Here is a 25,707-nt window from a genome sequence, read left to right as displayed (position 1 = left end):
CTGGGTCGGTCGACCCCGGTTCTACGTGGCGGCGGCCCGGCCGGACCGGACGAAGGCGCAGCCGGTACTACTGCTCGATTGCTTTGGCGGCGAGTTCGGTGAGCATGGCGGTGTCGGCGTAGGCGCCGTTCCAGACGGCGGTGAGGCGTTCGATCCTGCCCCAGGGGTCGAGTTCGAGGGCGGTGATGCCGCGGGGGACCGGACTGCCGGCGGCGGTCCACTCGTAGCCTCCGCCGGTGTCGTTGCCCAGGACGTGGCGCAGGCCGGTGTCGGCGCCGACGTACGGCAGTGTCGAGGCGGTCTTCGTCAGGAAGGTCTGGATGCTGGCGCGGCTGGTGATCTGGAGGTGCGCCGGTACGTCCTCGTAGACGGCGTCCGTGGAGAACAGCTGCATGGCGGCGGATATGTCGCCGGTCCGCAGGGCGTTCGCGAGGCTGGTGGCGACGTGCCGCATCAGGGGTGAGGCGGTCTCGCCGACGGTGGACTGGCGGAAGTCCGTGGGCCACTGGGCCGGGGGTTCCTGCTCCTTCTGCCAGCCGGCCACGCCGAACTGGCGGGCGTCCCAGTAGTCGACCCAGCGTTCGATCCTGCCGTCGTGGCCGAAGTTGACCGCGCCGAAGTTGCGGACCTGGCCGGGGCCGAACATGCCGGGGGTGTCGGTGAAGACGAGGATGGCGCTGGTGGTGTCGCCGAGGAGCCGGGTGGGGTAGGACCTGCTGTTGGTCGGCCAGGTGGGGTACCAGCCGGCCAGCGCGGTGCGCATGTCCTGCCACGCGTACCAGTGCCAGCCGAGGATCGCGTCGATGTAGGTGAACCGGGTGTGGGAGAAGCAGGACATCTGCCGGTCGAGGTTCTTGTCGCTCTTGGCCTGGAAATAGCCGCGGATGTGGGCGGCGAGGGCCGGTGTGGCGTGGGAGGTGTCGGGGAGTACGTCGACTCCCTTCACGTACTGGAAGCCGCCATGCTCGTCGTACGCGGAGCCACCGTATTCGCGCGGGTCCGCCCACGCGTCGACGGCGGGCAGTAGAGAGGTCGCGGCGAGCGCGGTGGTGCCGACGGCTGCGCCGCGCAGGAGCCCGCGCCGCGTGGTGCCGCGGGTGGCCTCGGAGTTGTCCTTCATCGGGATCTCGATTCATTCGTGTGTGCGTGCGGGGGATGTCCGGCGCGGATTGGATCGTGGATTGGAGCGTGAGGTGCGCCGGAAGCTGTGAGGGGCAGCGGGCGGCCGTGACCTCGCCCTGGAAGTGCCAGGGGCGGACCGGGACGACGAGAGCGAGCGCGCCGAGGATCAGCGCACCGAGCATGATCGAGCCCATCGGGAGCGCGCCGACCTCGCCGAAGACTCCGACCAGCGAGGAGGCGAGGACGCCGAGGGCGAACTGGAACCCGCCAGGAGGGCGGATGCCGCGCCCGGCGCGGTGCGGCCCAGGTACTGGCCGAAGGTGATGGCGGCCGGGACAACCGCACTGAACGCGGACACGACGACGAACTGGGTGACCCAGGAAGCGGCGTGGCTCTCGCCCGCGACGGCCGTGATCATGACCTGGACGAGCGCTCCCGCCGTCGCCACCGCCACGGAGGCCGTCAGCAGGGTGTTCATCCGTATGTGACAGGCCAGTCGGGAGAAGACGGCGTCGGTGGCGAGCTGACCGGCCGAGTTGACGGCGAAGACCAGCACGTACATGTCGATGGCCGGCGGGCCGACGGCGGTCAGCAGGGCCAGTACGAGCACCAGCTCCGCTCTCGGTTCGCCGCGCTCTCGCCCGACGGCTGGCACCGCCACGACGAGCGGGCCGGATGCGTCGCTGTGAGTCATGTCTACAGCTCTACAGGTTGCTTGCTGGCGCACGCAAGGTAAAAGTTACGTACGCAAGTAAATATCTTCTTGTTTAGTTACGCGCGCAAGTTTTATGGTTACCTGCGCAAGTAACTTGTCGCCCCGAGAGGCTGATCATGACCACCACACGCATACACGCCGCCCGGCATCACACCCGGGACCGCGCCGATGGGCTGCCCCCGTTCGGCGTGCTGATCCTGCTGGCGGGCGCGTTCCTGCCGATCATGGACTTCTTCATCACGAACGTCGCCCTGCCCAGCATCGACACCTCCCTGCACGCGTCGACGTCCTCGTTGCAGCTGGTGATCGCCGGATACGGCGTCGCCTACGCGGCCCTGCTGGTCCTCGGTGGCAGGCTCGGCGACCGTTACGGCCGCCACCGGCTCTTCCTCGGTGCCCTCGTCGGCTTCGTCCTGGCTTCGCTGGCCTGCGGCCTCGCGCCGGACGTCGACATGCTGATCGCGGCCCGGATCGTCCAGGGAGCGACCGCCGCGCTGCTGGTGCCGCAGGTGCTGGCGACCTTCCACCACACCCTGGACGGCGAGCGCAAGGCGCGCGCCCTGGCCCTGTACGGGGCGACCTCGGGCATCGCCGCGGTGGTCGGCCAGCTGGTGGGCGGGCTGCTGGTCAGCGCGGACATCGCCGGCACCGGCTGGCGGCCGATCTTCCTGGTCAACGTGCCCATCGGGCTGGTCGTGCTGGCGGTCGCGGCCCGGGTCGTGCCCGCGACCAAGTCCCCTCACCCGGTCGGCGTCGACCTGCCCGGCACCGTCCTGTTCGCCGCCACGCTCGTCGCCCTGCTCGTGCCGCTGACCGAGGGGCATGCGCTGGGCTGGCCCTGGTGGTCGTGGGCGATGCTCGCCCTGGCAGTGGTCCTCGGCGCCGTGACCTACCTGGTGGAGCAGCGGGCCGAGCAGCGCGGAGAGGTGCCGCTGCTGCCGCCGTCGCTGCTGCGGCTGCCGTCGATGTCCCGGGGCCTGCTGATGGTGCTGGCCTTCAGCATCGGATTCGGCGCGTTCATGTTCGTCTTCGCCCTGACCGTCCAGGACGGGCTGCACGAAGACGCCCTCCACGGCGGTCTCGCGATCCTCCCCATGGCTCTGCTGTTCTTCGCGGGATCCGTGCTGGCCCCGCGTCTGATCAGCCGCTTCGGCCGGGCCGCACTGGCCGCGGGAGCCGTCGTACAACTGGCCGGTCTGGCCTGGCTGGTGGCGGTGATCGTGACCGGCTGGCCGCACGTCGGCCTGTGGGGCATGGCCGCGCCGCTGGCCCTGGCCGGAGCCGGCCAGTCGATGCTGTTCGCCGGGCTGTTCCGCAGCGTCCTCGCCGACGTGCCCACCCATCTCGGCGGCATCGGCAGCGGTGCGCTCATCACCCTCCAGCAGAGCGGCCTCGCCCTCGGGGTCGCCACCCTCGGCACCCTTTACATCAGCCTCGCCCCGCACGGAGTCCCGCACGCCTTCGCCACCGTGGAGTACGTCCACATCGGCATCGTCGCCCTCCTCGCCCTCGGCGCCGCCGCCCTGCCCCGCTTCACCGCGGGCGCCGTCAGTGCTCCCGTGACCGACGCCTGACCCCAGGCCGTATCCAGTGAAGAGCAACCATGGTCACCGTCCTCAACTCCTGTCGTGCGCAGGGGAGTCGGCCCGGGTGCGCCTCGATGGCTGAGTTCGAGGACCAGCAACCGGGACGTGCCGCACCCCACCTGCCGACCCGCCTGTGCTCCGCCGGGATCGAAGCCCTGAACCGGATGCCGGACACGGACGTGGAAGCCGCGCTCCGAACGATCCCCGCAGGCTTCCGGATCGCTGTCCACCTCGCGGACGTCGAAGACTTCACCGTTCAGGAGATCGCCGGCATCATGCAGACGCCTGAGGGCTCGGTGCTGTCCCGGCTCCACCAGGTGCGCGGCCGGCTCGGCTTCGTACTGGAGGACCGCGCCCGCGAGCACCGCCTCATACCGAAGCCCGCTCCCACACACCGGGAGGCGGCGTGAGTCTGCTCGCCCTCTCCCGCTGGGAGTTCGCCATCACCGTCGGACTGTCGGTCCTGCTGTGCGTGCTGTACGGGACGCACTGGAGGACAGGCAACCCCGTCCATCTCCAGATGTTCCGTTTCTGGCGGCGCATCTTCGCCGTCGGGTTCGCCATCGGTGTGGTCGCGGGTGTCGTGATCACCTTCGAGATGGGGCTCGACTGGGGCGGCTACGCCGCGGAGACCGGACCGGTCATCGGCCCGATCATCGGTATGGAGGTCGTCACCGCGTTCTTCGTCGAGGCGGGGTTCATCGGAGTCCTGCTGTACGGCGACGGGCGCGTCCGGCGCGGCACCATGTTCGCCGCGACGGTGATGGTGTCGCTGGGCACGGTCCTCTCCTCGACGTGGATCATCGCCGCCAACTCCTGGCTCCAGACACCGTCCGGCTTCGCTTTCCGGCACGGTCGGTTCGAGCCGGTCGACTGGACGCACGTCATCCTCAACCCGTCGTTCGTATGGCGATGGCCGCACATGCTGGCCGCGGTGATGATCTCCGCCGCCTTCTTCGTCGCGGGCATCGGCGCCCACTACCTGATCAAGGGCAGAGCCAACGCGTTCGCCCGCCGATCGGTGTCCATCGCGCTGGGTGTCGCGGCGATCCTGCTGCCGCTCCAGCTGTTCCTCGGCGACCATGTGGCGGGTGCCGAACTGCCCCGGCAACTGTCCAAGCTGGAAGCGCTGGAGGGCAACTGGTCCAATACGAACACCGGTTACGTCATCTTCGCCATCCCCGACCAGCAGGCGCGGCGCAACCTCGCCGAACTCTCCGTTCCCTGCCTGGGCAGCGCCATCGCCAAGGACCTCACCTGCAGGACACCGGCACCCGGCCTCGATCTCACACCGAAGGCCGACCGACCCGACATGGCGGCGGTCTTCTGGGGCTTCCGCGCCATGTTCTACGCGGCCCTGCTCATGTTCGGCACCGTGTTCTACGCGACCGTCCTGCGCCTGCGCCGCAAGCTGTGGACCGCACGGCGATTCCACCGGTTCCTGACGTGGTCGACCCCCGTCGGCATCATCGCGATCCTCGGCGGCTGGGGCACCGCCGAGTCGGGCCGGCAACCGTGGTCATACTGGGCGCATACGTCGCCTACATCGTGCGGACGATGCGGACCGGGCCCGAGCGGGACCTCCCCCTTACGACCATCGAGGCGCGATGATGTCCGGCACCTGGTTCGTCCTGATCCTGCTCTGCCTCTTGATGTACGTCGTCCTGGACGGCTACGACCTGGGCATCGGCATCGCCACCCTCTTCGAGCGCGACGCCGGGCACCGGTTCGAGACGATCGAGTACGTCGCCCGCGCGTGGGACGGCAACGAGACCTGGCTCGTCCTGCTGGGCGTCAGTCTGTGGGCGGGCTTTCCCCTCGCGTTCGGCACCGTGCTGCCCCACGCCTACCTCCCCCTGATCGTCAGGCTGTTCTCGCTGATCGTGCGCGGCGTCGCCGTGGAGATGGTCTCCCAGGCACCGCCCGGCACCCGCTGGCAGCGGGCGTTCGGCATCGCCTCCCTGGCCGCCGCACTGGCCCAGGGCTTCACGCTCGGCACCCTGACGGACAGCGATCGGGTGTATGCCGGAACGGACTTCGGCTGGCCCGCACAGCCGCGGAGCGGCTCTCGTCGACCGACTCCCACCCCAACGTCCCGTTCATCCGGGGCACTTACGACCATCGCGGCCTGACGGTGACCGGGGACCGGGTCCCGGCCGCTCCGACGCGCCAAGGCAGCCGGATCGAGGTCACGGTCCCGGCCGGCCGGACCCTGTTGGTCACGGGTGCCTCCGGAAGCGGCAAGACCACCCTCCTGGAGGCCGTCGCGGCGGCCCTGCGCCAGACCTCCAGTAGCCGCGGGCAGCCCACGGTGACCAGCGTGTCGGCGGACGACCATGTGTTCACCGGCACCGTCGCCACCAACATCCGGCTCGCCGACCCCCGGGCCTCGGACGACGAGATCGAGGAACTCCTCGCCGCCATGGGACTCGACCGCGGCGGACTCACCCCGGGAACCAAGGTCGGCGTCGGCGGACGTGACCTGTCCGGCGGCGAACAACGCCGCCTGCACCTCGCCCGCGCCCTCGCCGCCCGCCCCGACGTTCTGCTCGTCGACGAACCCACCACCGGCCTCGACGCCGGCACCGCCGCCCGGGTACTCGCCGCCCTGCGCAGCCGACTGCCTGACGCCGTACTGGTCCTGGCCATGCACGAGCCACCGGCGCCACCAGAACCTCCGGCACCACCGTGGATCACGGTCAGCCTCGACGCATGACGGCGACGAAACGTTGCGTGTGCACGTAAGTAAACAGGCTAAGGTAGAGATATGACCGACAGCAGCGAGGCCGTTCCGCTCACCGCCGAGGAGAGGGCCGTGATGCGGGCGCTCCGGCCGGCCATGGCCGCACTGATGCGCGCCTTCGACGAGGACCTGAGGCGGACCCAGGGGCTGAGCCATACGGAGTACATCACCCTGATGTTCCTGTCCGAGGCCCCCGACCGGACCATGCGCCTGAGTGATCTGGCCGAGTTGGTCCAGCAGTCGGCCTCGGCGCTCGGGCGCACCGTGCGCCGTCTGGAGGCCGACGGTCTGGTCTCGCGCGAACAGTCCACCGAGGATGCCCGCTCCTTCAACGCCGTCCTCACCGACGCGGGAAGCGCCCGCCTGGAGCAGGCGGTGCCGGTGCACGTCGCCAGCGTCCGCCGTCATCTCTTCGACCGCCTCGAAGGCGTCGACCTCGCCAGACTGGCCGGCGCCTTTCAGGCCATCACCGGAGCCCGCTGAACAGTGAAGGCGGTCCGCCGCCGTGCGGCGGAACGAGGGGTACGTCGCGGTCGTGACGCTTGCTCCACCTGAGCCACAGGGAAGCCGACCACCGTTCCTGCCGCATCTGACATGGCGGCCATCGGTGGGGACCGCGGGGTACTGCTCTGTCTCGACGACCTGCACTGGGCAGACGAGGGCACTGTCGCGCTGCTCCACTACCTTCTGCGGCAGCCGCCGAGGACCGCACTGATTCTCGCCTGCGGACACCGTCCCCGGCAGGCGACGGCAAAACTGCTGGCATCCTTCCAGCACGCGGCCGCCGACTACCGCATCGAACGCATCCCGCTGTCCCCGCTGGACCGACAGGCGTGCGAGCGACTCCTCGGTACCACACACACGCCCGGCCAGCGCGAACGGCGCTGTACGGTCAGCGGCGGCAACCCGCTCTACCTCAAAGTACTGACCCAGCTCACCACCGACGCCATCGGTGCGACGGAGGGCATCACCGACCTGCCGGACACCCTGCGGGCTGCTCTGGCCCGCGAGATCGCTCTGCTGACCGAGGACGAACTCACCGCGCTCCGCGCTGCCGCCGTACTGGGAGACCCGTTCGACCCCATGCTGCTGGGCCCGGTCGCCGGCCTGGCCACCGGGCCGGCCCTGGATGCGCTTGACGTCCTCGCGAGGATGGATCTCATCCGGACCGGCAGCCCGCCCCGTCCTCGACCGGACTTACGTCAACTGCTGCAGTTCCGGCATCCGTTGCTCCGTGAGGTGGTGTCGCGGGACGCACCGCCCGGCTGGTGGCTGGCTGCCAACACCCGGGCCGACGAGACGCTGCGAAGCAGCGGGGCGGGCCCGTTGGAACGCGCACCCTACGTCGCACGCTCGGCGCAGGTCGGCGACCTCGAAGCCGTCTGCGTTCTCACCGAGGCTGTGACGCCGACGGACGATCAGGCGAACCTGTGGCGCGCTGTCGGCGCCCTGGGGCTGTCCATCCGGTTGGCCACGCCTGCGGTCGCGGCGGGGATACCGAACCAGGCGGCCCACCGCCGAATTCCGCCACCCGCCGCACCACCATCGCCGGCGTGCCCTTCGGGCATGCCGACCACGCAGTCAACACCGTTCGCGCCGGGATTCGTTGGTAACTGCTGGCCCGCAAGATCACCAACAGAGTCAAGGCAATGCGCTTAGGGCACCTTGTATCCGGCAGCGCGGAACAGCTCGTACCATTCGGAGCGGGTGAGCGGGATGTCTGAACCGAGTGCGGCGGCCGTGACCCGTTCTGGCGTGGTCGTGCCGAGCACGACCTGCATCTGCGCGGGATGGCGCGTGATCCAGGCGACTGCGATCGCCTCGGCCGGCACGCCGTACTTGTCGCTCAGCCGGTCGATCACCGCGTTCAACTCGGGGAAGCGTTCGGAACCGAGGAACGGGCCGTCGAAGAATCCGGCCTGGAAGGGCGACCACGCCTGAATGGTGATGTCGTGCAGGCGGCAGTAGTCGACGATTCCGTCGTCACGTACGACCGACTGATCGAGGTCCTGCATGTTCGCGGCGATGCCCTGCGCGATCATCGGGGCGTGAGTGATCGACAGCTGCAGCTGGTTCGCCACGATCGGCTGCGTCACGTGCTTGCGCAGCAGGTCGAGCTGCCGGGGGGTCTGGTTGGAGACGCCGAAGGCACGTACTTTGCCTGCCGCCGACAACTCGTCGAAGGCGCGGGCCACTTCCTCCGGCTCGACAAGGGCGTCGGGTCGGTGCAGCAGCAGGATGTCGAGATAGTCCGTGCCCAGGGCCTGGAGTGAAGCGTTCACGGACTCGATGATGTGGTCGTGGGAGAAGTCGAAGTACGGCCCCTCCCTGACGATGCCGGCCTTGGACTGAATGACGAACTGCTCACGCTCCGACGAGCTGAGTTTCATTGCTTCAGCGAACCGACGCTCGCAACCGTGGTAGTCCGAGCCGTAGATGTCGGCGTGATCGAGGAACGTGATGCCGGCGTCGCGCGCAGTGTTCACGAGCTTGCGCACCGCGTCGTCGGGCATGTCCTGGATGCGCATCAGCCCAAGGACGACGTTGGGGACCACCATGTCGGTGCCGGGCAGGGTGAAAGTCTTCATGTGACTCTTTCGCTGTGACTGGAACGTGTCGGACGGAAGGAAATGCGAACTGGTCGGCTGTGAGCCCGAGATCGGCCGTGGAGGCGCGGATGCTTGCTGAGCGCGGGGCTCCGGGGATCGGAGTGACGATGGCCGCGAGCGTGAGTTCCCGTGCGTGCGTGACTCGGTGGACACTGGTGCTCATCTCGTCGGCGGCCTGCCGGATCGCGTTGTGATGTTCTGCGAGGCCCTTCGCGTTCGCGATACCGCCGAGCCTGGTGCAACACTCGAGTTCTCCCCGGCTGGAGCGGAAGGCGGGCGAGAGCTGGTCCCGCACCGACACGAGCCGCCCGCCGAGCCATTCTCGGGCTACGTCGATTTGTGCGATACCGGCGCTTGAGATGCCGGCCATCATGACGACACCCTCATCGAGCAACTCCCGTATTCCCCCCACCGGTACGGCGGGGTCGGACAGTGGAACCGGCAGGGGCCGATCGCATCAACGCCGAGCAGGTCGTTGGGGCAGGTCGCGCGGACGGTCCGGTCGCCCAGGATGGGAGCTGCACGAGTTTCCTCCTCCCGGACGCCTTGGCAATTGCGCGGTGCAGTGCGACGTCGCGTGTTCACTCTAGAAATTGCCGATGTGGAAATCCAACATCTATTGGTTCTGATATTGAGAACTGTGGGATGTGAATGGATCTGCGCCAGACGGCCTGCTGCCAGCGGGCAGTACCGGGCCTGCGGCACGATCATGAGTCGTTCACGGGCGATGCGCCCGCAGTAAAGGTGGGAGATGCCGTAGCGGCCCAGGCTCATGCGGGTGAGGGCGTCCTCCACGTCGGCCGGCACCAGGCGGGCGGAGGCGGCGAGCTTGACGGGCACCTCCAGTTGGGCGGCCGACCGACGGGCGGGCAGGGCGTCGGTACGGGATGCGGCGGCGGCCGAGTGCTGAGGGACGGGGTTCCTCCCGGGTCCACTCATCCCGGATGCGATGACGACCGCCCGTGCGGCCGGGGCTCGGCTGCACGGGCGGTCGTCTGTCGGTGGGCGCGGGGCCGTCTCAGAGGTGCTGTTCGGTGGCGCGGGTGCGGTGGTACTCGTCCTGGCGTTCGTCGGTGATGTACGCCGGGATCGGGAAGTCCCACCAGCCGGGGACCCAGGGACCCGCGGCGTCGCGGTCCGTGGGGACCTCGATCACGGCGGGTGCCCCGGACTGGACCGCCTTGCGCAGCGTCGGCTCCAGGGACGCGGCGTCGTTGACCTTCCACGACTCGATCCCGAACGCCCGGCCCATGGCCGCGAAGTCGGGGCTGTATGGCGAACCGTTGGGGTGGGAGAACTCGGTGCCGATGTGCCGCGAGGTCTGCTTGCGCTGGCCGCCGCGGATCGACATGTAGCCCGCGTTGTTCTGGATCACGAAGATCACCGGGGCGCCGGCGGTGACGCTCAGGGCGATCTCCTGGGAGGTCATGAGGAAGTCTCCGTCGCCGAGGACACACACGACCGGGCTGTCCGGTCGGGCGAGCTTGGCGCCGACGGCCGCCGGGATCGCCCAGCCCATGGAGGAGAAGCCGCCGGAGGTGAGGTGGGTGCGCGGGGAGTAGACGGGGAAGGTCTGCTTGACCGCCCCCTGGGTGTTGCCAGAGCCAGCGACGATGATCGCGTCGCGCGGGAGCACGTTGCGCAGGGCGCCGAGCGGGCGCTGGGAGGTGAAGGGGAAGCGGTCGCTGTCGCGGCGGCCGGCGAGTTTCTCCTCCCAGTCCTGCTTGAGCCGGGCGAGTTCGGCGAGGTACTCGGAGCGGTCGACGCCCTTGGCGGGCAGGGAGTCGACGATGGCGGCCACGGCGCGCTGCGCGTCCGCGACGATGCCCACTTCGGCGGGGTAGTTCTTGCCGATCTCGTGCGGGTCGATGTCGATGTGGATGAGCTTCGCGGGCGGGATGGAGAAGCTGACGCCCTTGGCGTAGCTGGAGGCGGACCAGTCGGTGAAGCGGCAGCCGACGGAGATGACGACGTCGGCGGAGCTGGCGATCGCGTTGCCGGTCATCGTGCCGGTCTGGCCGACGCTGCCGGCGAACAGTTTGTGGTCCTCGGGGAAGGCGCTCTTGCCGTTCCACGTGGTGACGACCGGGATCTGCCACCGCTCGGCGAGCGCGAGGACCTGGTCGGACGCCTCGGAGGTGATCGCACCGCCGCCGACCACGATGACCGGCCGGGTGGCCGCGCGCAGCACGTCCACAGCTCGCTCCACGGCTTCCGGGTCGGGGTGCTGGCGGCCGACCGGGATGCGCCGCTCCAGGTCGTGGAGTTGCACGTCCGCTGCCTCGGCCTGGACGTCCATGGGGATTTCGAGGTGCACCGGGCCCGGGCGGCCGGTCAGCATGGAGTTGAAACAGCGGTGCAGGACGAAGGGGAGCTCCTCGACCCGGGTGACGACCCAGTGCCGCTTGCTCACCGCCTCGGCCACCTTGGGGAAGTCGTTGGCCGTGTAGCGGTCGAGCTCCTGCAGCAGTCCGTGGCCACGCATGTGGGTCGGCGGACCGCCCGTCACGACGAGGACGCTGGTGGAGTCCGTGAACGCGGTGCCCATGCCGATGACGGTGTTGCTCGCGCCGGCGCCGATGGAGGTCACCGCGGCCTGTGGGCGGCCGGTGACGCGGTAGTAGCCGTCCGCGAGGTGGACGGCGCTCTGCTCGTGGAAGGTCTGGATGAAGGGGATCCTGGACTCGTCGTCGAGGAAGGCGTCGGTCAGTGACCAGATGCCGTGGCCGGGGATGCCGGCTACGACGTCGACCCCGTAGTTGCGCAGGGTCCGCGCGACGATCTGGCCTCCGGTGAGGACGGGCATGGTGGGTTTCCGATCAGCTCGGGTCGGACGGTGGGGTCAAGGACCGTGGGGTCAGGCGTTCTGGCGGGCGGCCCAGGCGAAGCCCTGGGTGCACAGGCGGGTGACGTCCGGGTTCTGGAGGTCGTCGAGGTCGTGTCCGACCGCGCTGTAGAAGACGCGGCCCTCGCCCCAGGTGCGGGTCCATGCCTGCGGAATCGTCTTTCCCTCCAGCCAGGGCAGGTGTTCGCCGGTGAAGGCGGTCTCGGCCAGGACGTGGTTGTTGGGGTCGACGGACATGTAGTACTGCTCGGAGGCGACCCGGAAGTCCTTCACCCCGGCTGTGATCGGGTGGCCGGTGTCCGTGAGGGTGACCTCGTAGGGGTACTTCACGCCTTCGCCGGCGGGGTGTTCGAGGAAGCTGCCACCGAGCAGCCAGTGGTACTTGAGGCTGGTGCGGAACGCGGCGGCCGCGCCGTGCCAGGCGGCGATCCCGGTGCCGTTCTCCACCGCCCCCAGCAGGTTCGACTCCTGGGCGGCTGTCAGTCCCTCGGACAGCAGGGCGTTGTTCCAGTTGAGCGCGATGAGGTCGTAGCCGGTGAGGTCGGCGTCGAGCGCGAAGATGTCGTTGGTCTCCTCGACGTCGAATCCGAGGTTCTTGAAGATCGGGAGGGCCCATTCCTCGGCCACCTGGTAGGGCTTGTGCCCCGGCCAGCCTCCGTACAGATACAGGACGCGTGTCATGCGGGGTTCCCTCTGGTCGTGATGCCGAGGGCCGCGGCGCGGCTGCGCAGGCGCTCGGCCACCTCCATGGCGTCGCCTTCCGGCGCGGTGGACTTGCGCTCCGGCTTCGCGGTCAACAGGTATGCCAGGCCGACGGCGGAGACGACGAGGAAGCCGATGAGCGCGATCCACCGGTCCACGAAGGGGGTTCCGGAGTCACCGGTGGGCCAGGCGAGAAGAACCATGCCGAGTACGCCGTAGACCAGGGCGGCCACGTTGACCACGAAGCCCCAGCGGCCGAGGCTCCAGGCTCCGGCGGGGCGCCAGCCCTTCAGACGCATCCGCAGCGCGGCCAGTACGACCATCATGAAGGCCGCGTATCCGGCCAGCATCTGGAACGCCACGATCTTGGTGAGCGAGTCGGGCGAGTAGTAGACGAACACGAAGATCAGCAGGGGCAGGACGTTCACGGCCAGCAGCGCGTTCATGGGGACGCGGTGCTTGCGGGTGATCTGCGAGAAGACGCGGGATCCCGGGAACATGTCGTCGCGGGCGAAGGAGAAGACGATCCGGCTGGCGGCGGCCTGCTGGCTCATCAGGCCCGCGATGAAGGACGTGATGGTGACCGCGAGGACCAGCTTCGTGCCGACGATGCCGAGCGAGCTCTGCAGGATCGAGGGGATCGGGTTGGTGTCCTTGCCCGAGAGGATCGAGGCGAGGTCGGGAGCCGCGAGGGCGTACCCGACGAACGCGAGGAGAGCGGCAAGTCCGCCGACTGCCACGGTCAGCTGCATGGCCCGCGGGATGCTGCGGGAGGGGTTGGGGACCTCCTCCGCGATCTCGCCGCACGCCTCGAAGCCGTAGAAGAGGAACAGGCCGACGAGTGAGGCGGTGATGAAGGCCAGGAAGTAGCTGCCGTGGTGGGAGCTGCTGGTCTGGAAGAAGATCGAGACGGAGTTGTGCCGTTCGAAGATCAGCAGATAGAGGCCCACGAGGACGATGCCGATCAGCTCCGCGGCGAGTCCGATCTTCGAGATCAGAGCCAGGGTCCTGGTGCCGAAGCAGTTGCAGATCAGGCAGACGACGGTCATGCCTATGGCGATCCACAGGCGCTGGGTCGGGGTGGAGCTGATGCCGGGCTCGGCGGCGGTTCCGGCGAAGAGGCTGGCCACGAAGTCCGAGCTGAACAGGGCGGTGCTGGTGATGCCGATGGTGATGCAACAGATGTAGGTCCACGCGTTGAACCAGGCGTAGCGCCCGTTCCACAGCCGTCTGACCCATTGGTAGAGCCCGCCCGCGAGCGGGAACTGCGAGACGACCTCCCCGAAGACCAGTGCGACCAGGAACTGCCCGGCGCCGACGATGCCGATCCAGAAGATGGCCGGTCCGCCGGCGGTCGCCAGACCGAGCGCGAAGAGGGACACGACACCCACGAGGGGCGAGAGGTAGACGAAGCCGAGGGCGAAGTTCGCCCACAGGCTGACCTTTCTGTCGAACTTCTGCTCGTAGCCGAGTACGGCGAGCATTTCCGCGTCTGCTGCCGAGGAGGCGGGGCTCCCGGCCCCGCCCGGCGCGCCTACGGGGGTGGATGTGGGCGCCGCGTGCGCCTCGTTGTCGGTCGCTGACATGCTGATCTCCGTGGGTCGAGGGGGACGTGCTCCTTGTCGGACGGCTGCCGGGTTGCTGCTGCGGTCCGGCATAAATCGCGATCCGTCATCGCGGATCAGCTCTGCTCGAAGGTGTGGTCGGTCCAGTCCAGTCGGGCCGATCCGTAGCGCGCGGCGCGGACGTCACCGGAGCGCGCGTGTCCCTCGAAGTTCTCGATGCGTGAAGCCCTGCCGCAGATCTCACCCAGCCGGGCACTGGACCCGGGGTCCCTGATCTCCTGGTAGGTCACGGTCTTGAGGTACTTGCCGACCCAGAGACCGCCGGTGTACCGGGCCGCTCCGAGGGTGGGCAGCACGTGGTTGGTGCCGATGACCTTGTCGCCGTACGCGACGCACGTCTTGTCCCCGAGGAACAGGGCGCCGTAGTTGCGCATCCGGTGCAGCGCCTCGCGGGGCTCGGCGGTGAGGATCTGGACGTGCTCGCTCGCGTACTCGTCGGCGAGTGCGTACGCGGCGTCCAGGGTGGGGACCACGATCACCTCGCCGTGGTCGCGCCAGGCGGGGCCGGCGACCTCCTTGGTGGACAGGCCGGGAAGCAACTTGTCCACCCAGGCGATGGTCCGCGCGCCCACCTCCTCGGACGTCGTGATGAGGACCGCAGGGGAGTCGGGTCCGTGCTCGGCCTGGGACAGCAGGTCCGTCGCCACGACGAACGGGTCCGCGGTGTGGTCCGCGACGATCAGGACCTCCGTCGGCCCGGCGAACAGGTCGATGCCGACCTCGCCGAAGAGCTGGCGCTTGGCCTCCGCCACGTAGGCGTTGCCAGGGCCTGCGAGCATGTCGACCGCGTCGATCGTCTCGGTGCCCAGCGCGAGGGCGGCCACGGCCTGGACACCGCCCATGACGTAGATCTCGTCGGCCCCCGCCAGGTGCATCGCCGCGATGCTGACGGGCGGCGGCGCGCCCCGGTCCGGCGGGGTCGTCGCGGCGACCCGTTCGACACCGGCGACCTTGGCGGTCAGGACGGTCATGTGGGCCGACGCGGTGAGGGGGTAGCGGCCGCCGGGCACGTAGGCGCCCGCCGCGCCGATGGGGATGTTGCGCTGCCCCAGGAACACTCCGGGCAGTGTCTCCACCTCGAAGGCGGTGAGGGAGTCGCGCTGCGCCTGGGCGAAGCCGCGCACCTGCTTCTGGACGAACCGCAGGTCGTCGAGGACCGTCTCGGGGACGGAGGAGACCACGGAGGAGATCTGGTCGGGACCGAGCCGGTAGGACTCCGGGCTCCAGTTGTCGAACTTCTGCGACCAGCGGCGCACGGCGGCGTCGCCGTTGGCCCGTACATCGGCGATGACGTCCGCGACGGTCTCGACGGTTTCCGGACGGCTGGTCCGCGACGTCTTCACGGCGACAGGAGCCTTGATGGTCTGGTGTTGGGCTGACACTCTGCACTCCTTGCACGGGGTCGTGCCTGCGGGCTTGACCTGAAGTCTGGGGAAACGGGGGGTGTGGCGACAGGCACAACGTGTGCAATATTGGCCGCTGATCCTGCACACACCGAGGTTGTGGCTCATGGCTGAAGTCCTGACGGTTCGCGCCGTCCTGGAGCTCGAGGTGTTCACACGCACGGCTGTGCGGGTCTACGCCGGGGAGCGGAATCTCGACCGTCCCGTGCGCTGGGTGCACACCGGCGAGATCCCGGACATCCACCGCTTTCTCACGGGTCAGGAGATGCTGCTGACCGCCGGCCTGGGCATGGGCGCGACCGCTCTCGAGCAGCGGGCCTTCATCCGACGGCTCGCGGACGCCCACGCGGCCGTCCTCGTCATCGAACTGGCCGGGCGCGTGTTCGACTCCATGCCGGAGGCCGTGATCGAGGAGGCCGAGGCGGTCGGCCTGCCCCTGGTGGGCCTCGCCGACGAGATCCCGTTCGTCGAGACCTCGGCCCAGGTCCACGAAATCCTGGTCGGGATGCGCGTCAAGCAGCTGATCGCCGAGGAGGCCACCAGCCAGGCGTTCATGGACCTGCTCCTGGCGGACGAGGACTACGTCGGAGTGGTCAGGGAACTGGCCCGCCGCACCGGGCACCCCGTGGTGCTGGAGGACGTCACTCATCAGATGCTGGCGTACGGGGGAGCGACACCGGAGGCCGACCGGGTCGTGGACGAGTGGACCGCGCACTCGCGGGCGATCCACGAACGCCATCCCTCGCTCTTGGCCCAGGACGCCGGGGCCCCCACCGTCCCGGCGGCCTCGTTCAGCGAGGTCGCGCCCTGCGCCCGCCAGCCCGTGGTGCTCCGCGGCGAGTCATGGGGCTGGCTCCACCTTCTGCACGGCGGCCAGCGGCCGAGCCCGCCCGAACTGCGCACCCTGGAGCGGGCCGCCGCGGCCGTGGCGATCTCGCTGCTGAGCGAGCGGGAGAGCGGCGCCCGCGCCTCCCAGCGCCAGACGGCACTGCTCAACCGGCTGCTGCTCGGCGACATCACCGGAGAGCGGTTCGTCACCCTCGGCCTCGCGCTCGGCCAGGACCTGCGCGGACGGGACCTGATCGTCGTCACGGCCTGGGCCGGGGACGAGGAGCCCACCAAGGACCACCTCCTCGCCCGCCTGCTGCAGGAGGCCGGATGGCCCGCCGTCGTCGGCGACACCGGAGACTTCGACGTGGCGGTGGTGGGCCTGCCCACCCGCGCCGATGCCACCCACGTGCAGAGCCTGCTGACCGATCACGGGACCCGGGCCGGCCTCAGCCGGATCGTGGAGCCGGCCGCCCTTCCGCTGGCCCTGCGCCAGAGCCGCAGCGCGGCGTCCGTCGCGGCCGCGGCCTCGACCACGGAGGTACGTCATTTCGACGATCTGGGAGCGCTGCGCCTCCTCGTCGCGCTCTCCGAGGGCCCCGAGCTCCGACGGTACGTCGAGGACGAACTCGGTCCGCTCCTGGAGCACGACGCGCTGGTGAAGAACCCCCTGCTGCCCACGCTCCGCACGTTCCTCGACCACGGTGGCAACAAGGCACGGGCGGCGGAGGAGCTCTTCATCCAGCGACGCACCCTCTACCACCGCCTCGACAGACTCTCCGAGATTCTCGGCCTCGATCTCACACAGGTCAGCAACCAGCAGCGGCTGCAACTGGCCGTGCGCGGGCATGACTTGCTGCGCAAGCCGACGCTGCGGCGGACCTGACTTCGGGCCGCCGTACGCCCTCGCCGACGCGGCGTCAGCCCTTCGTCGCCCTGGCGAGGGACGGGGCGATGCGCAGGGCGTTCGCCCCGATCGTCAACGCCGGGTTGAGCGCCGCCGAGGACGGGAAGAACGACGCGTCGGTCACCCAGAGGTTGTCGACGTCATGACTGCGGCACAGGGGATCGAGCACGCTCTCCGCCGGATCGTTGCCCGCCAAGGCCGTGCCGCACATGTGGGAGTTGGTCTCGATGCCCATGCGCTGGGTGAAGATCAGCGGATAGCCGGCCTTGCGGACCGCCCGGGTCACCCGCCGCACCAGTTCGTGGTGGGGCGCGACGTTGGTCGGCGTCCAGTCGATGAGGATGCGGTCGCCGTCCACGCGTACCCGGTTGTCCCGGGACGGGAGGTCCTCGGTGGTCAGATAGATGTCGAGGCTTCTGGCCGCCATGAGCTTCAGGGCCCAGGTCGGTGCCCACGGACGCGCGGGCTTGAGCATGGGCGCCTGCAGCTTGCCCAGCATCTGGAGGTTCCCGAGCGGGAAGCGCGTGCCCGGGCCGGATTCGTAGAAGTCGTTCAGGCCGAGCGTCTTCTGCCACTTGGTGGGGTTGGTCCGCAGCGGGTGGACCCCGACGAAGAACGTGCTGTTGTGGACCATGTAGTTGCGGCCCAGCAGCCCGGAGGAGTTGGCGAGCCCCTGGGGGTGCGCGTCGTCGGCCGAACGCAGCAGCAGCGCGGCCGAGTTGACGGCGCCTCCGGCGAGGGCGAAGGACTTGGCGTTGACACGTATGATCCGGCCTTCGTGCCGTGCCTCGGCGGCGACGATCTTCCGGCCGTCGGGCGAGGTGATCAGGCGGGTGACCTCCGCACCGGTGAGGATCCTGACGCCGTCGCTCAGCGCGGGGAGCAGGAGCCGGTTCTCGGCGTCGGACTTCATGCCCGTCTCGTCCGGACAGCCGTCGGCGGTCGTCACGGCGGCACGGTCGGCCTGCGTGCTGATGTTCAGTGCGTTCGGCGTGTGGAACGGGTGCAGGCGCTGTCTGCGCAGCGACTGGGCGAACCGCTCGATCTCGGGTTCGTGCGGGAGCGCCGGATACGGGTAGGGCTTGGAGCGGGGCGGCTCGGTCGGGTCCTCGCCGGTCTGCCCGTGCACCTGGAGCAGCTGCTCCATGGCGGTGTAGAAGGGCTCCAGGTCGTCGTAGGCGAAGGGCCAGGCGCGCGAGACACCCTCGTGGTGTTGCACCTCGGTGAAGTCGCTGCGCCGGAAACGGGGCAGCATGGCGCCGTAGAAACGGGTGTTTCCGCCCACCCAGTAATAGACCCCCGGCGCGAACGGCTTGCCGGTGCTGCCGTCGTACCAGTAACCGGCGTTCTTGTACCGGCCCTTGAGATACATCTCGGCCGGCTGCGAGTTCTCGGGTTCACGGGGAAGGAAACGGCCCCGCTCCACGACGAGTACGTCGAGACCGGAGTCCTTCAGCGCCCAGGCCAGCGAGGACCCGCCCATGCCGGAGCCGATGATCAGGACATCGGTGCTGATCTCCTCGGCGGTACCGACTGGGACGAGGGCTTCGGGCCGGAGCTCCGGAGGCGTGTAATCCTGACGGACCGGGTCGGACATGGGTCGTGATCCCCTCTTTGCCGCGATAGTTCGAAGCGAGCCTAAGCAGCGGCGCAGATACAGCACATGCACGGAATGGGTAACGACTGGCGCCCCAAGTGCTCACTTCGTGCATGTTCCGGCCGTGCTCGGCGTCCCTAGCCTCTCCAGGAACGACACGCGCCGACCAGGGCGACCGCAGTTCCACGGAGGCGAAATGGACAGGGAATCGTACGACTACGTCGTCGTCGGGGCCGGCTCGGCCGGCTGTGCGGTGGCGGCCCGGCTGTCCGAGGACCCGGATGTCACAGTCGCGCTGATCGAGGCGGGGCCGCCGGCCCGGGGCCGCCTCTTCGAGATACCGGCGCTGTTCTCGCAGCAGCTCAAGACGACGTACGACTGGGACTTCGAAACCGAACCCGAGCCCCGACTCGGCGGGCGCCGCGCCTACCTGCCCCGTGGCCGGGTGATCGGCGGCACCAGCTCGATGAACACGATGCTGTACGTCCGCGGGCACCGCTACGACTACGACACCTGGGAGCGGCTCGGCAACCCGGGCTGGGGGTACGACGACGTTCTGCCCTTCTTCAGGAAGTCCGAGGACAACGAGCGCGGAGCGGACGACTTCCACGGCGCCGGCGGCCCCCTGACCGTCAGCAACCCCCGCTCCGTCCACCCACTGCTGACGGCATGGGTCGAGGCGGCCCAGGACGCGGGGTACAAGCACAACCCGGATTTCAACGGAGCCGAGCAGGAGGGCGTCGGCTGCCACCAGGTCACGCAGCGGGGCGGCCTGCGGTGCAGCAGCGCGATCGCGTTCCTGGAGCCGGCCGCGGATCGGGCGAACCTCACCGTGCTTCCCTCGACGACCGCCCTGCGCCTGCGCTTCGACGGCTCGAGGGCCGCCGGCCTGGAGGTCGACCACCTCGGAACCGTCCGGACCATCCAGGCCGACCGCGAGATCGTGCTGTCCCTCGGCGCCTACAACTCACCCCACCTGCTCCTCCAGTCCGGTGTCGGACCCGCCGACGAACTGACCGCGGGCGGGATCACCCCGCTGCACGACCTGCCGGACGTCGGCAGGAACATGCAGGACCACACCGGGTGCTTCATCAGCTTCTTCAGCGACACCGAGCCGCTCCTGGGACCGGACACCTCAGCGGAGGAACAGCTCCTGCGCGAGCAGGGCACCGGCTCGATGGCCTGGAACGAGACCGGCGGCTTCTTCAGCTCCAGTGACGATGTCCCCGCCCCGGACATCCAGGTCCACGCCGCGCTGGGGATCGTCCGCGACGAGGGTCTCGCCGCGCCGCTGGAACCGGGAATGTCGTTCGGTCCCTACGTCGCACGGCCCGCGAGCCGCGGCTCGGTGCGACTGCGGCACTCCCACCCCTACGCCAAGCCGCGCATCTTCCACAACTACCTCGCCGACCCCGACGACCGCAGGCGACTGCGCGAGGGTGTCCGGCTGTGCATGCGCATCGCCCGTGAACAGCGGCTGACGTCCCTGCTGCGGTCGGACCTGCGCGGTGCCGCCGACGCCGGACTCGCCCCGCTGTCGGACCGTGACCAGGACATCGACGACTTCATCCGCACCCAGTCGTTCTCCTTCTACCACCCGTCGGGCACCTGCATGATGGGCAAGGTCGTCGACCACGAACTGCGGGTGCGCGGGCTGGAGAACGTCCGTGTGGCGGACACGTCGATCATGCCGACCCTCGTCACGGGGAACACCAACGCCCCCGCCATCATGATCGGCGAGCGGGCCGCCTCGTTCATCCGCGCGTCGACGGCCTGAGGCCCGGGGCGCGAGGTCACACGGTCCGGACGACGGTTCCGCCCGCCTCGAGTGCGGTGACCTCGTCGGCGGTCGCGGAGGCGTCGGTGACGAGGGTGTGCACGAGGGTGGCAGGTCCGACGTGGGCGTAGGCGGTGTGGCCGAGCTTGCTGCCGTCGGCGGCGGCGATGACGCGGCGGGAGGAGGCGATGCCCGCTTTCTTCACCGCGGCGTCGTCGAGGTCGTATGCGGTCAGGCCGTCGGCCGCGGACAGTCCGCAGCAGCCGACGACGGCGGTGTCGAAGCGCAGGGCGGCCAGGGAGGCGAGCGTGAGGGGGCCGGTGAGGGCTCCTTCCGCGGCGCGGGGCTGACCGCCGGGCACGACCAGGGTGGCCGGGCCGGGGGCCTCGCCGAGCAGGTGGATGGCCTGCAGGGACAGGGGCATCACGGTGACGGGCCGCTCGCGCAGGAGCCGGGCCACCTCCAGACAGGTGGTGCCGCTGTCCAGCAGGACGCTCTCACCGTCGGCGATGAGCGCGGAGATCTCGGCGGCGATCCGGCGTTTGGCGTCGACGGCCTCGTGGGCGCGCAACCTGAAGGGGGGCTCCTCGCCCCGGAGCAGCAGGGTGCGTGCCCCACCGCGGACGCGTTCGAGAACACCCTGGGCGGCGAGGGTGTCGAGGTCGCGCCGGATGGTCATCTCCGATGCGCCGGTCAACTCCGCGAGTTCCTGGACCGTGACGCCCCCGGAGTCCCTGACCACCTTCGCGATCAGCCCGTGCCGGTCTGCGTTGTTCATACCGCGATTGAACACCACCGTGAAATGAACAACAAAACTGTTCGCTAGGGCGGTTTCCGAACATCAGAAATGTTCGTTACGCTGTTCGGTATGGAACGTTCCCTGCGAGCCGCCCGCGTGGCGACCTACGTCTACTTCGTCCTGTGCGGCACCTTGATGGGCACTTGGGTGGTGCACATCCCCGCGATCGAGGAGCGCGTCGGCATCAGTCACGCCACGCTCGGCGGCCTGCTGGTGGTACTCGGGGTCGGGGCCTTCGTGGGCATGCAGGTGGCGGGCCCCCTGACCGACCGCCTCGGCACCCGCACCGTGGTACCCGCCGGCGGCGCACTGTGCGGCACGACCCTGTTCCTGCCCGGACTCGCCCATGACCTGTGGACGCTCGCCGCCGCGCTGCTGGTCTTCGGGTTCTGCAACGGCTGCCTGGACGTGAGCATGAACGCCCATGCCGTACACGTGGAGAAGGCGTACGGCCGCCCTGTCATGTCCGGCTTCCACGCCACGTTCTCCGTCGGTGGTGTCCTTGCCGCGCTCGCCGGAGCGGGTGCGGCGAGCATCGGCCTGAACCCGGCCGCGACCATGGCCGCCATGGGGGCCGCCGGCGTCGTGGTCGCCCTGGCAGCGAAACGTGCCCTGCTGCCTGCCGCTCCCGCTGGCGGGAGCCCCGGCTCCGCGAAGGAGACCGGTACATCACCGGCCGTCGAACGCCGCGGCAGCGCGGGCCGGGTCTGGCTGCTGGCCGTCCTGGCGCTCATGGTCATGCTGTGCGAAGGCGCTGCCAACGACTGGAGCGCCCTGCACCTGAAGGACGCCCTGGGCGCGCCCGCCAGTACGGCGGCCTTCGCGTACGGCACCTTCGCCGCGGCCATGACCGGCGGCCGACTGCTCGCCGATCGCTTCGCCGCCCGTTTCGGTCCCGCGGCGATCCTGCGGTACGGCGCGGCCACGGCTGCCGTCGGCATCACCCTCGTGATCCTCTGCCCCTGGATGACGGCCGTGTTCACCGGCTGGGCGCTGTTCGGCCTGGGGCTGTCCGGCTGCATCCCGCAACTGTTCAGCGCGGCCGGGCATGTCGACCCCTCCGCAGCCGGGGCCAACGTCTCCCGCGTCGCGGGACTCGGCTACGTCGGCATGCTCGCCGGTCCCGCCGTGATCGGCTGGCTGACCCAACTCGTCGCCCTCAACCACGCCTTCATCCTGTTGGCCCTGCTGTGCGTGACCACCGCCGTGGGTGCCGGCGTCCTGCGCACCGACCCCGTCGTCGTCCGCCGGGGCGAGAGGGCGGACGACCGCACCCGCGAGCGCGAGACGGCAGCCAACACCCACTGACCGCTTGTGCGGCACGGTCCCTGACAACCGTGCCGCACAAGCTCATGTCTCCCCGGTCGTCACGGACCGGGGAGAACGTCAACAGACCTCAACGGGCCTCAGCCGACCTCAATAGACCTCAGCCGACCTCAGCAGGCCTCAGCCGACCGAAGGAGTCCCCGATGTCCGAGTTCCCCGCAGTGCCCGCCCGCGGCAGCGTCGGTGTCATGCTGCCGCTCGATCTCCCCGTCGGCGAGGTGCTGCCCTATGTCCGGCGTGCCGAGGAGCTGGGGTTCGACCAGGTCTGGGTGGTGGAGGACCTCGGCTGGCGCGGCGGTGTCGCCCAGGCGGCCACCGTCCTGGCCTCCACGACGAACCTCACCGTCGGGATCGGCATCATGCCCGCCGGCGCCCGCAACGTGGCCTTCGCCGCGATGGAACTGGCCACCCTCGCCCAGCTCCACCCCGGCCGGCTCATCGCGGGCATCGGCCACGGCATGCCCGGCTGGATGCGCCAGGTCGGGTCCTGGCCCGAAAGCCCCCTGACGCTCATCAAGGAGTACGCGAGAGCGCTCCGCCTGCTCATCGCCGGCAAGCCCGGACCCGAGAACGGCCGGTACGTCCGCTGCGAGGGCGTGGTCATCACCGAGATCCCGGAGATCGTCCCCCCGGTGATTCTCGGCGTCCGCGGCCCCAAGTCGCAGGCCGTCGCGGGCGAGGTCGCCGACGGACTCCTCCTGGCCGAGCCCGCCGCACCCGGCTACATCACCGCCTCCCTGCACAACCTGGGCCCCTCCGCGAACCCTCGGGAGATCGTCGTCTACGACGCCGCAGCCGTGGACGACGACGAGGAAGCCGCCCTGACCCGTGTCCGCGCGGTCCTGGAATCGGTCGGCGAACCGCAGTGGGCCGCGCACATCGACCCCCTGCCCTTCGCCGCCGAACTGCGCGCACACCGCGCCGCCAGCCCCGACGCCCGCCACTTCGCCCAGACGATGCCCGCCGACTGGGTCCGTCAGTTGAGCATCGCCGGCACCCCCGCCCAGGCCCGCGCGGCGATCGACGCTCGCCACGCCGCCGGCGCGACCAGCGTCGTGCTCGCCCCGGCGGGCCCCGACCCCCTGGCCGCCCTCGACTCCCTCGCCCGCGCCCTGCCCCACCGGCACTGAACCGAACGCCCCGCAACCGGAAGGAAGCCGACCCGCATGCCCACCGACCGCCACCGCATCGTGCTCTTCGACCTCTTCGGGGTCATCGCCCGCCACCAACGCCCGGGCGCCCTGGAGAAGATGGCCGCCCACTGCCACACCTCCGCCGACGCCTTCACCACGGCCTACTGGAAACACCGCCCGCCCTACGACGCCGGCCGGCACACCGCGTCCGCGTACTGGACCGACGTACTGAACTCGCTGTCTCTCCCTGTCGACCCCGGCACGACCGAGGAGCTGCGGCTCACCGACATCGACAGCTGGTCCCGCGTCGACGACCGCATGGTCACCTACGTGCGCGACCTGCGGGACCGCGCCCGGGTCGCCCTGCTGTCCAACATCCCGGCGGACCACGCGGACGCCTTTCTCGCCGCCCAGCCCTGGCTGCACGACCTCGACCACATGGCGTTCTCCGGGAAGATCGGTGCGGCCAAGCCCGACCCGGCCGCCTTCCAGCACTGCATCGTCGCCCTGCGCGCCGCACCCGCCGACTTCCTCTTCGTCGACGACCGCGAGGAGAACGTCCGCGCGGCACAGGCGGTCGGCATGAACGGGCACGTCTTCCAGAGCCAGGACGACCTCGCGGCCGCCGTCGACGCGTGGCTGTGAACCCGATGAGCGGCCGGCGCTCCCCGCCTCTCGTCACACACGGACGTCCGACACCTACGGCGTGTCTTCCGCGGCGGTGGGCGGCGGGGCCGGACGCGGTGACCACGAAGCTGAGGTGCCCGTGCGGAGCAATCGTCAACTCCCATCGCCCCACCACCGCAGGGAGCCCGACACGCTCCGCGGCATCCACATCTGCGACGGGCACCTTCTGGTGGCCACAGGCGTATCAGCCCAGATGCCGGGCGAAGAACCGGAGTGAGTCGTCCATCTCGTACCGCGGCAGATCCCCGTGCTTGCCCGGATGGGCGTGCAGCGTCTTTTCCGAAGAACCGATGGCGTCGAACAACGCCAGGCTCTGCGCACGGGGCATCTGCTCATCGTCCCACTGGACCAGAAACTGCACCGGCACGGTGATCTGCGCGGCGGTTCCGATCAGCACGGGTGACCCTTGTAGCCCCAGCACAGCGGCGCGAACCCGAGGCTCTGCGGCCACGAGCGGTATGCCGAGCGCACAGCCCAGCGACACACCCCAATAGCCCACCGGTCCGTCGCCGATGTCGTCGAGTTGCTGGAGTGCGGTCAGGACCGCCTGCCATTCCACGACGGTCTGCCCGACTACCAGCATGTACAAGGCGGTGTCCAGCTCGGCCGTGTCCTCTACGGCGGTCACACGCGCCTGGTACTCGGCAGCGAGCCGGTCGAACTGCTCGCCCGTCGGCCGCGTGCCGTGGTGGGGCACGTCGATCGCGGCGACCGAAAACCCACCCTCGGCGGCGAAGCGACGCGCTCGAGCAAGGACGCCGGGAGCCTTCTTGTGCTGCCCGCCGCCATGTCCCATCAGGATCAAGGGACGCGTGCCGTGGGCGTTTTCCGGCGTCCACAGCACGCCGGGGATCTCGTCGAGGGTGAAGAGCTGTTCGATCACGCCGCCCGACGACGTCCTGGAGAGGAAGCGCATTGCGTTGCAAGCCTTTCGAACTACCCTCTGGCAGGCGCTCCCAGACCACGCGAGAGGGAGCACCCGACCTGTCACAGCGCTGATGGTCGCACCTCGTCGAGCCAGGGCGCCGAGCTTCACCCGATTTACCGTCAGAGCCCCGATCCGTTTCCGCAGTGCCGCACGGCGTTGCCGAGTGCCGCTTCCATGTCTTTTCCCTGGCCAGTCCGCTGTGTGACGGCGTCTCGTCAGATGTCTGACGTCTCAACGCCGGGTGGGCCAACACCCCATGGGCCCGGATGCGCGTTTCTCACCTGGCGGCCCCTCCGGCCCACTGCGTAGAACTCAAAGCTGGCACCACCTGTCGGTGAGAGCCGAGTGAGGGGCGCTGGTGCCACCGAAGTCCAA

21 protein-coding genes and 2 pseudogenes are annotated in these 25,707 nt (G+C 69.6%); 12 read left to right on the top strand and 11 right to left on the bottom strand.

Annotated elements, in window-relative coordinates; genetic code table 11:
• Positions 1–67: 67 nt before the first annotated feature.
• Both ACFYRX_RS33085 and ACFYRX_RS33080 read right to left on the bottom strand, forming a co-directional pair.
• Positions 68–1,120 (bottom strand): hypothetical protein, encoded by a 1,053-nt coding sequence (locus tag ACFYRX_RS33085; protein WP_389107731.1) that lies wholly within the window; start codon positions 1,118–1,120, stop codon positions 68–70.
• A 168-nt stretch (positions 1,121–1,288) separates the two neighbouring features.
• Positions 1,289–1,816, bottom strand: a complete 528-nt coding sequence (locus tag ACFYRX_RS33080; RefSeq protein WP_389107728.1) for a hypothetical protein — start codon at positions 1,814–1,816, stop codon at positions 1,289–1,291.
• 137 nt (positions 1,817–1,953) lie between these two features.
• Here ACFYRX_RS33080 and ACFYRX_RS33075 point away from each other — a divergent pair, with 137 nt between their 5' ends.
• The 7 genes and pseudogenes from ACFYRX_RS33075 to ACFYRX_RS33045 all read left to right on the top strand — a co-directional run bounded on the left by ACFYRX_RS33075 (position 1,954) and on the right by ACFYRX_RS33045 (position 7,825).
• On the top strand, positions 1,954–3,411 hold the full coding sequence (locus ACFYRX_RS33075; protein WP_389107725.1) for an MFS transporter: 1,458 nt from the start codon (positions 1,954–1,956) through the stop codon (positions 3,409–3,411).
• Positions 3,412–3,497: 86 nt separating this feature from the next.
• A complete protein-coding gene (locus ACFYRX_RS33070; protein ID WP_389107722.1) occupies positions 3,498–3,833 on the top strand; it encodes a sigma factor-like helix-turn-helix DNA-binding protein in 336 nt (111 codons plus the stop codon).
• A pseudogene (locus tag ACFYRX_RS33065) lies at positions 3,830–4,882 on the top strand (cytochrome ubiquinol oxidase subunit I); the annotation flags it as partial. The gene ACFYRX_RS33070 and the pseudogene ACFYRX_RS33065, both read left to right, overlap by 4 nt.
• A 148-nt stretch (positions 4,883–5,030) precedes the next feature.
• Complete coding sequence (locus ACFYRX_RS33060) at positions 5,031–5,555, top strand: cytochrome d ubiquinol oxidase subunit II (protein WP_389108125.1); 525 nt, start codon at positions 5,031–5,033, stop codon at positions 5,553–5,555.
• Between the two features lie 2 nt (positions 5,556–5,557).
• Positions 5,558–6,139, top strand: coding sequence for an ATP-binding cassette domain-containing protein (locus tag ACFYRX_RS33055; RefSeq protein ID WP_389108122.1), 582 nt, complete (start codon positions 5,558–5,560; stop codon positions 6,137–6,139).
• A gap of 51 nt (positions 6,140–6,190) precedes the next feature.
• Positions 6,191–6,649, top strand: a complete 459-nt coding sequence (locus tag ACFYRX_RS33050; protein ID WP_389107719.1) for a MarR family winged helix-turn-helix transcriptional regulator — start codon at positions 6,191–6,193, stop codon at positions 6,647–6,649.
• A 111-nt stretch (positions 6,650–6,760) separates the two neighbouring features.
• Positions 6,761–7,825, top strand: coding sequence for a hypothetical protein (locus ACFYRX_RS33045; RefSeq protein ID WP_389107716.1), 1,065 nt, complete (start codon positions 6,761–6,763; stop codon positions 7,823–7,825).
• Here ACFYRX_RS33045 and ACFYRX_RS33040 read toward each other — a convergent pair.
• The 6 genes and pseudogenes from ACFYRX_RS33040 to hisD form a co-directional block, all read right to left on the bottom strand.
• Positions 7,822–8,754, bottom strand: a complete 933-nt coding sequence (locus ACFYRX_RS33040; RefSeq protein ID WP_389107713.1) for an aldo/keto reductase family oxidoreductase — start codon at positions 8,752–8,754, stop codon at positions 7,822–7,824. The two genes, ACFYRX_RS33045 and ACFYRX_RS33040, sit on opposite strands and share 4 nt — an antisense overlap.
• Before the next feature lie 705 nt (positions 8,755–9,459).
• A pseudogene (locus tag ACFYRX_RS33035) lies at positions 9,460–9,714 on the bottom strand (hypothetical protein); the annotation flags it as partial.
• Between the two features lie 79 nt (positions 9,715–9,793).
• A complete protein-coding gene (locus ACFYRX_RS33030) occupies positions 9,794–11,581 on the bottom strand; it encodes a thiamine pyrophosphate-binding protein (protein WP_389107710.1) in 1,788 nt (595 codons plus the stop codon).
• A gap of 51 nt (positions 11,582–11,632) precedes the next feature.
• Complete coding sequence (locus tag ACFYRX_RS33025; RefSeq protein WP_389107707.1) at positions 11,633–12,301, bottom strand: ThuA domain-containing protein; 669 nt, start codon at positions 12,299–12,301, stop codon at positions 11,633–11,635.
• Positions 12,298–13,908, bottom strand: coding sequence for an APC family permease (locus ACFYRX_RS33020; protein ID WP_389107704.1), 1,611 nt, complete (start codon positions 13,906–13,908; stop codon positions 12,298–12,300). The genes ACFYRX_RS33025 and ACFYRX_RS33020 overlap by 4 nt, the downstream gene beginning before the upstream one ends.
• A 95-nt stretch (positions 13,909–14,003) precedes the next feature.
• A complete protein-coding gene (hisD, locus tag ACFYRX_RS33015) occupies positions 14,004–15,329 on the bottom strand; it encodes a histidinol dehydrogenase (RefSeq protein ID WP_389107701.1) in 1,326 nt (441 codons plus the stop codon).
• Between the two features lie 127 nt (positions 15,330–15,456).
• Here hisD and ACFYRX_RS33010 point away from each other — a divergent pair, with 127 nt between their 5' ends.
• The gene (locus ACFYRX_RS33010) at positions 15,457–17,064 is read left to right on the top strand and encodes a PucR family transcriptional regulator (protein WP_389107698.1); all 1,608 of its coding nucleotides are present in this window, start codon (positions 15,457–15,459) and stop codon (positions 17,062–17,064) included.
• Positions 17,065–17,098: 34 nt separating this feature from the next.
• Here ACFYRX_RS33010 and ACFYRX_RS33005 read toward each other — a convergent pair whose 3' ends face one another.
• Entirely contained in the window at positions 17,099–18,682 is a 1,584-nt protein-coding gene (locus tag ACFYRX_RS33005; protein ID WP_389107695.1) for a GMC oxidoreductase, read from the bottom strand.
• Positions 18,683–18,878: 196 nt separating this feature from the next.
• Between ACFYRX_RS33005 and ACFYRX_RS33000 the strand changes: the two genes are divergently transcribed.
• Positions 18,879–20,459 (top strand): GMC family oxidoreductase, encoded by a 1,581-nt coding sequence (locus ACFYRX_RS33000; RefSeq protein WP_389107692.1) that lies wholly within the window; start codon positions 18,879–18,881, stop codon positions 20,457–20,459.
• A gap of 16 nt (positions 20,460–20,475) precedes the next feature.
• Here the strand turns inward: ACFYRX_RS33000 and ACFYRX_RS32995 are convergent, their stop codons facing one another.
• Complete coding sequence (locus ACFYRX_RS32995) at positions 20,476–21,237, bottom strand: DeoR/GlpR family DNA-binding transcription regulator (RefSeq protein ID WP_389107689.1); 762 nt, start codon at positions 21,235–21,237, stop codon at positions 20,476–20,478.
• A 90-nt stretch (positions 21,238–21,327) separates the two neighbouring features.
• Between ACFYRX_RS32995 and ACFYRX_RS32990 the strand changes: the two genes are divergently transcribed.
• From ACFYRX_RS32990 to ACFYRX_RS32980, 3 genes are all read left to right on the top strand, one after another.
• The gene (locus tag ACFYRX_RS32990) at positions 21,328–22,566 is read left to right on the top strand and encodes an MFS transporter (RefSeq protein ID WP_389107687.1); all 1,239 of its coding nucleotides are present in this window, start codon (positions 21,328–21,330) and stop codon (positions 22,564–22,566) included.
• Positions 22,567–22,727: 161 nt separating this feature from the next.
• Positions 22,728–23,714 carry an LLM class flavin-dependent oxidoreductase gene (locus ACFYRX_RS32985; RefSeq protein WP_389107684.1) on the top strand — a complete coding sequence of 329 codons (987 nt, stop codon included), beginning with the start codon at positions 22,728–22,730 and terminating at the stop codon, positions 23,712–23,714.
• A 36-nt stretch (positions 23,715–23,750) separates the two neighbouring features.
• Positions 23,751–24,362 carry an HAD family hydrolase gene (locus ACFYRX_RS32980; RefSeq protein ID WP_389107681.1) on the top strand — a complete coding sequence of 204 codons (612 nt, stop codon included), beginning with the start codon at positions 23,751–23,753 and terminating at the stop codon, positions 24,360–24,362.
• 226 nt (positions 24,363–24,588) lie between these two features.
• On the opposite strand, the gene ACFYRX_RS32975 is transcribed toward ACFYRX_RS32980, so the two are convergent.
• Complete coding sequence (locus ACFYRX_RS32975) at positions 24,589–25,320, bottom strand: dienelactone hydrolase family protein (protein WP_389107679.1); 732 nt, start codon at positions 25,318–25,320, stop codon at positions 24,589–24,591.
• Positions 25,321–25,707: the final 387 nt, after the last annotated feature.

The sequence above is a fragment of the Streptomyces sp. NPDC005374 genome, from assembly GCF_042872225.1.
Lineage (GTDB): Bacteria > Actinomycetota > Actinomycetes > Streptomycetales > Streptomycetaceae > Streptomyces.
Note: the sequence above shows the minus strand (reverse complement) of the source record. Positions and strands in the feature narration are given on the sequence as shown.

What these genes read in the sequence shown, in the direction of transcription:
- ACFYRX_RS33070 (WP_389107722.1), top strand. Translation starts at nt 3,498, where the DNA reads ATGGCTGAGTTCGAGGACCAGCAACCGGGACGTGCCGCACCCCACCTG.
- ACFYRX_RS33040 (WP_389107713.1), bottom strand. Translation starts at nt 8,754, where the DNA reads ATGAAGACTTTCACCCTGCCCGGCACCGACATGGTGGTCCCCAACGTC.
- ACFYRX_RS32985 (WP_389107684.1), top strand. Translation starts at nt 22,728, where the DNA reads ATGTCCGAGTTCCCCGCAGTGCCCGCCCGCGGCAGCGTCGGTGTCATG.
- ACFYRX_RS33025 (WP_389107707.1), bottom strand. Translation starts at nt 12,301, where the DNA reads ATGACACGCGTCCTGTATCTGTACGGAGGCTGGCCGGGGCACAAGCCC.
- ACFYRX_RS32990 (WP_389107687.1), top strand. Translation starts at nt 21,328, where the DNA reads ATGGAACGTTCCCTGCGAGCCGCCCGCGTGGCGACCTACGTCTACTTC.
- ACFYRX_RS33030 (WP_389107710.1), bottom strand. Translation starts at nt 11,581, where the DNA reads ATGCCCGTCCTCACCGGAGGCCAGATCGTCGCGCGGACCCTGCGCAAC.
- ACFYRX_RS33010 (WP_389107698.1), top strand. Translation starts at nt 15,457, where the DNA reads ATGGCTGAAGTCCTGACGGTTCGCGCCGTCCTGGAGCTCGAGGTGTTC.
- ACFYRX_RS33045 (WP_389107716.1), top strand. Translation starts at nt 6,761, where the DNA reads ATGGCGGCCATCGGTGGGGACCGCGGGGTACTGCTCTGTCTCGACGAC.
- ACFYRX_RS32980 (WP_389107681.1), top strand. Translation starts at nt 23,751, where the DNA reads ATGCCCACCGACCGCCACCGCATCGTGCTCTTCGACCTCTTCGGGGTC.
- ACFYRX_RS33050 (WP_389107719.1), top strand. Translation starts at nt 6,191, where the DNA reads ATGACCGACAGCAGCGAGGCCGTTCCGCTCACCGCCGAGGAGAGGGCC.
- ACFYRX_RS33020 (WP_389107704.1), bottom strand. Translation starts at nt 13,908, where the DNA reads ATGTCAGCGACCGACAACGAGGCGCACGCGGCGCCCACATCCACCCCC.
- ACFYRX_RS33000 (WP_389107692.1), top strand. Translation starts at nt 18,879, where the DNA reads ATGGACAGGGAATCGTACGACTACGTCGTCGTCGGGGCCGGCTCGGCC.
- ACFYRX_RS33080 (WP_389107728.1), bottom strand. Translation starts at nt 1,816, where the DNA reads ATGACTCACAGCGACGCATCCGGCCCGCTCGTCGTGGCGGTGCCAGCC.
- ACFYRX_RS33075 (WP_389107725.1), top strand. Translation starts at nt 1,954, where the DNA reads ATGACCACCACACGCATACACGCCGCCCGGCATCACACCCGGGACCGC.
- ACFYRX_RS33060 (WP_389108125.1), top strand. Translation starts at nt 5,031, where the DNA reads ATGATGTCCGGCACCTGGTTCGTCCTGATCCTGCTCTGCCTCTTGATG.
- ACFYRX_RS33085 (WP_389107731.1), bottom strand. Translation starts at nt 1,120, where the DNA reads ATGAAGGACAACTCCGAGGCCACCCGCGGCACCACGCGGCGCGGGCTC.
- ACFYRX_RS32995 (WP_389107689.1), bottom strand. Translation starts at nt 21,237, where the DNA reads ATGAACAACGCAGACCGGCACGGGCTGATCGCGAAGGTGGTCAGGGAC.
- ACFYRX_RS32975 (WP_389107679.1), bottom strand. Translation starts at nt 25,320, where the DNA reads ATGCGCTTCCTCTCCAGGACGTCGTCGGGCGGCGTGATCGAACAGCTC.
- ACFYRX_RS33005 (WP_389107695.1), bottom strand. Translation starts at nt 18,682, where the DNA reads ATGTCCGACCCGGTCCGTCAGGATTACACGCCTCCGGAGCTCCGGCCC.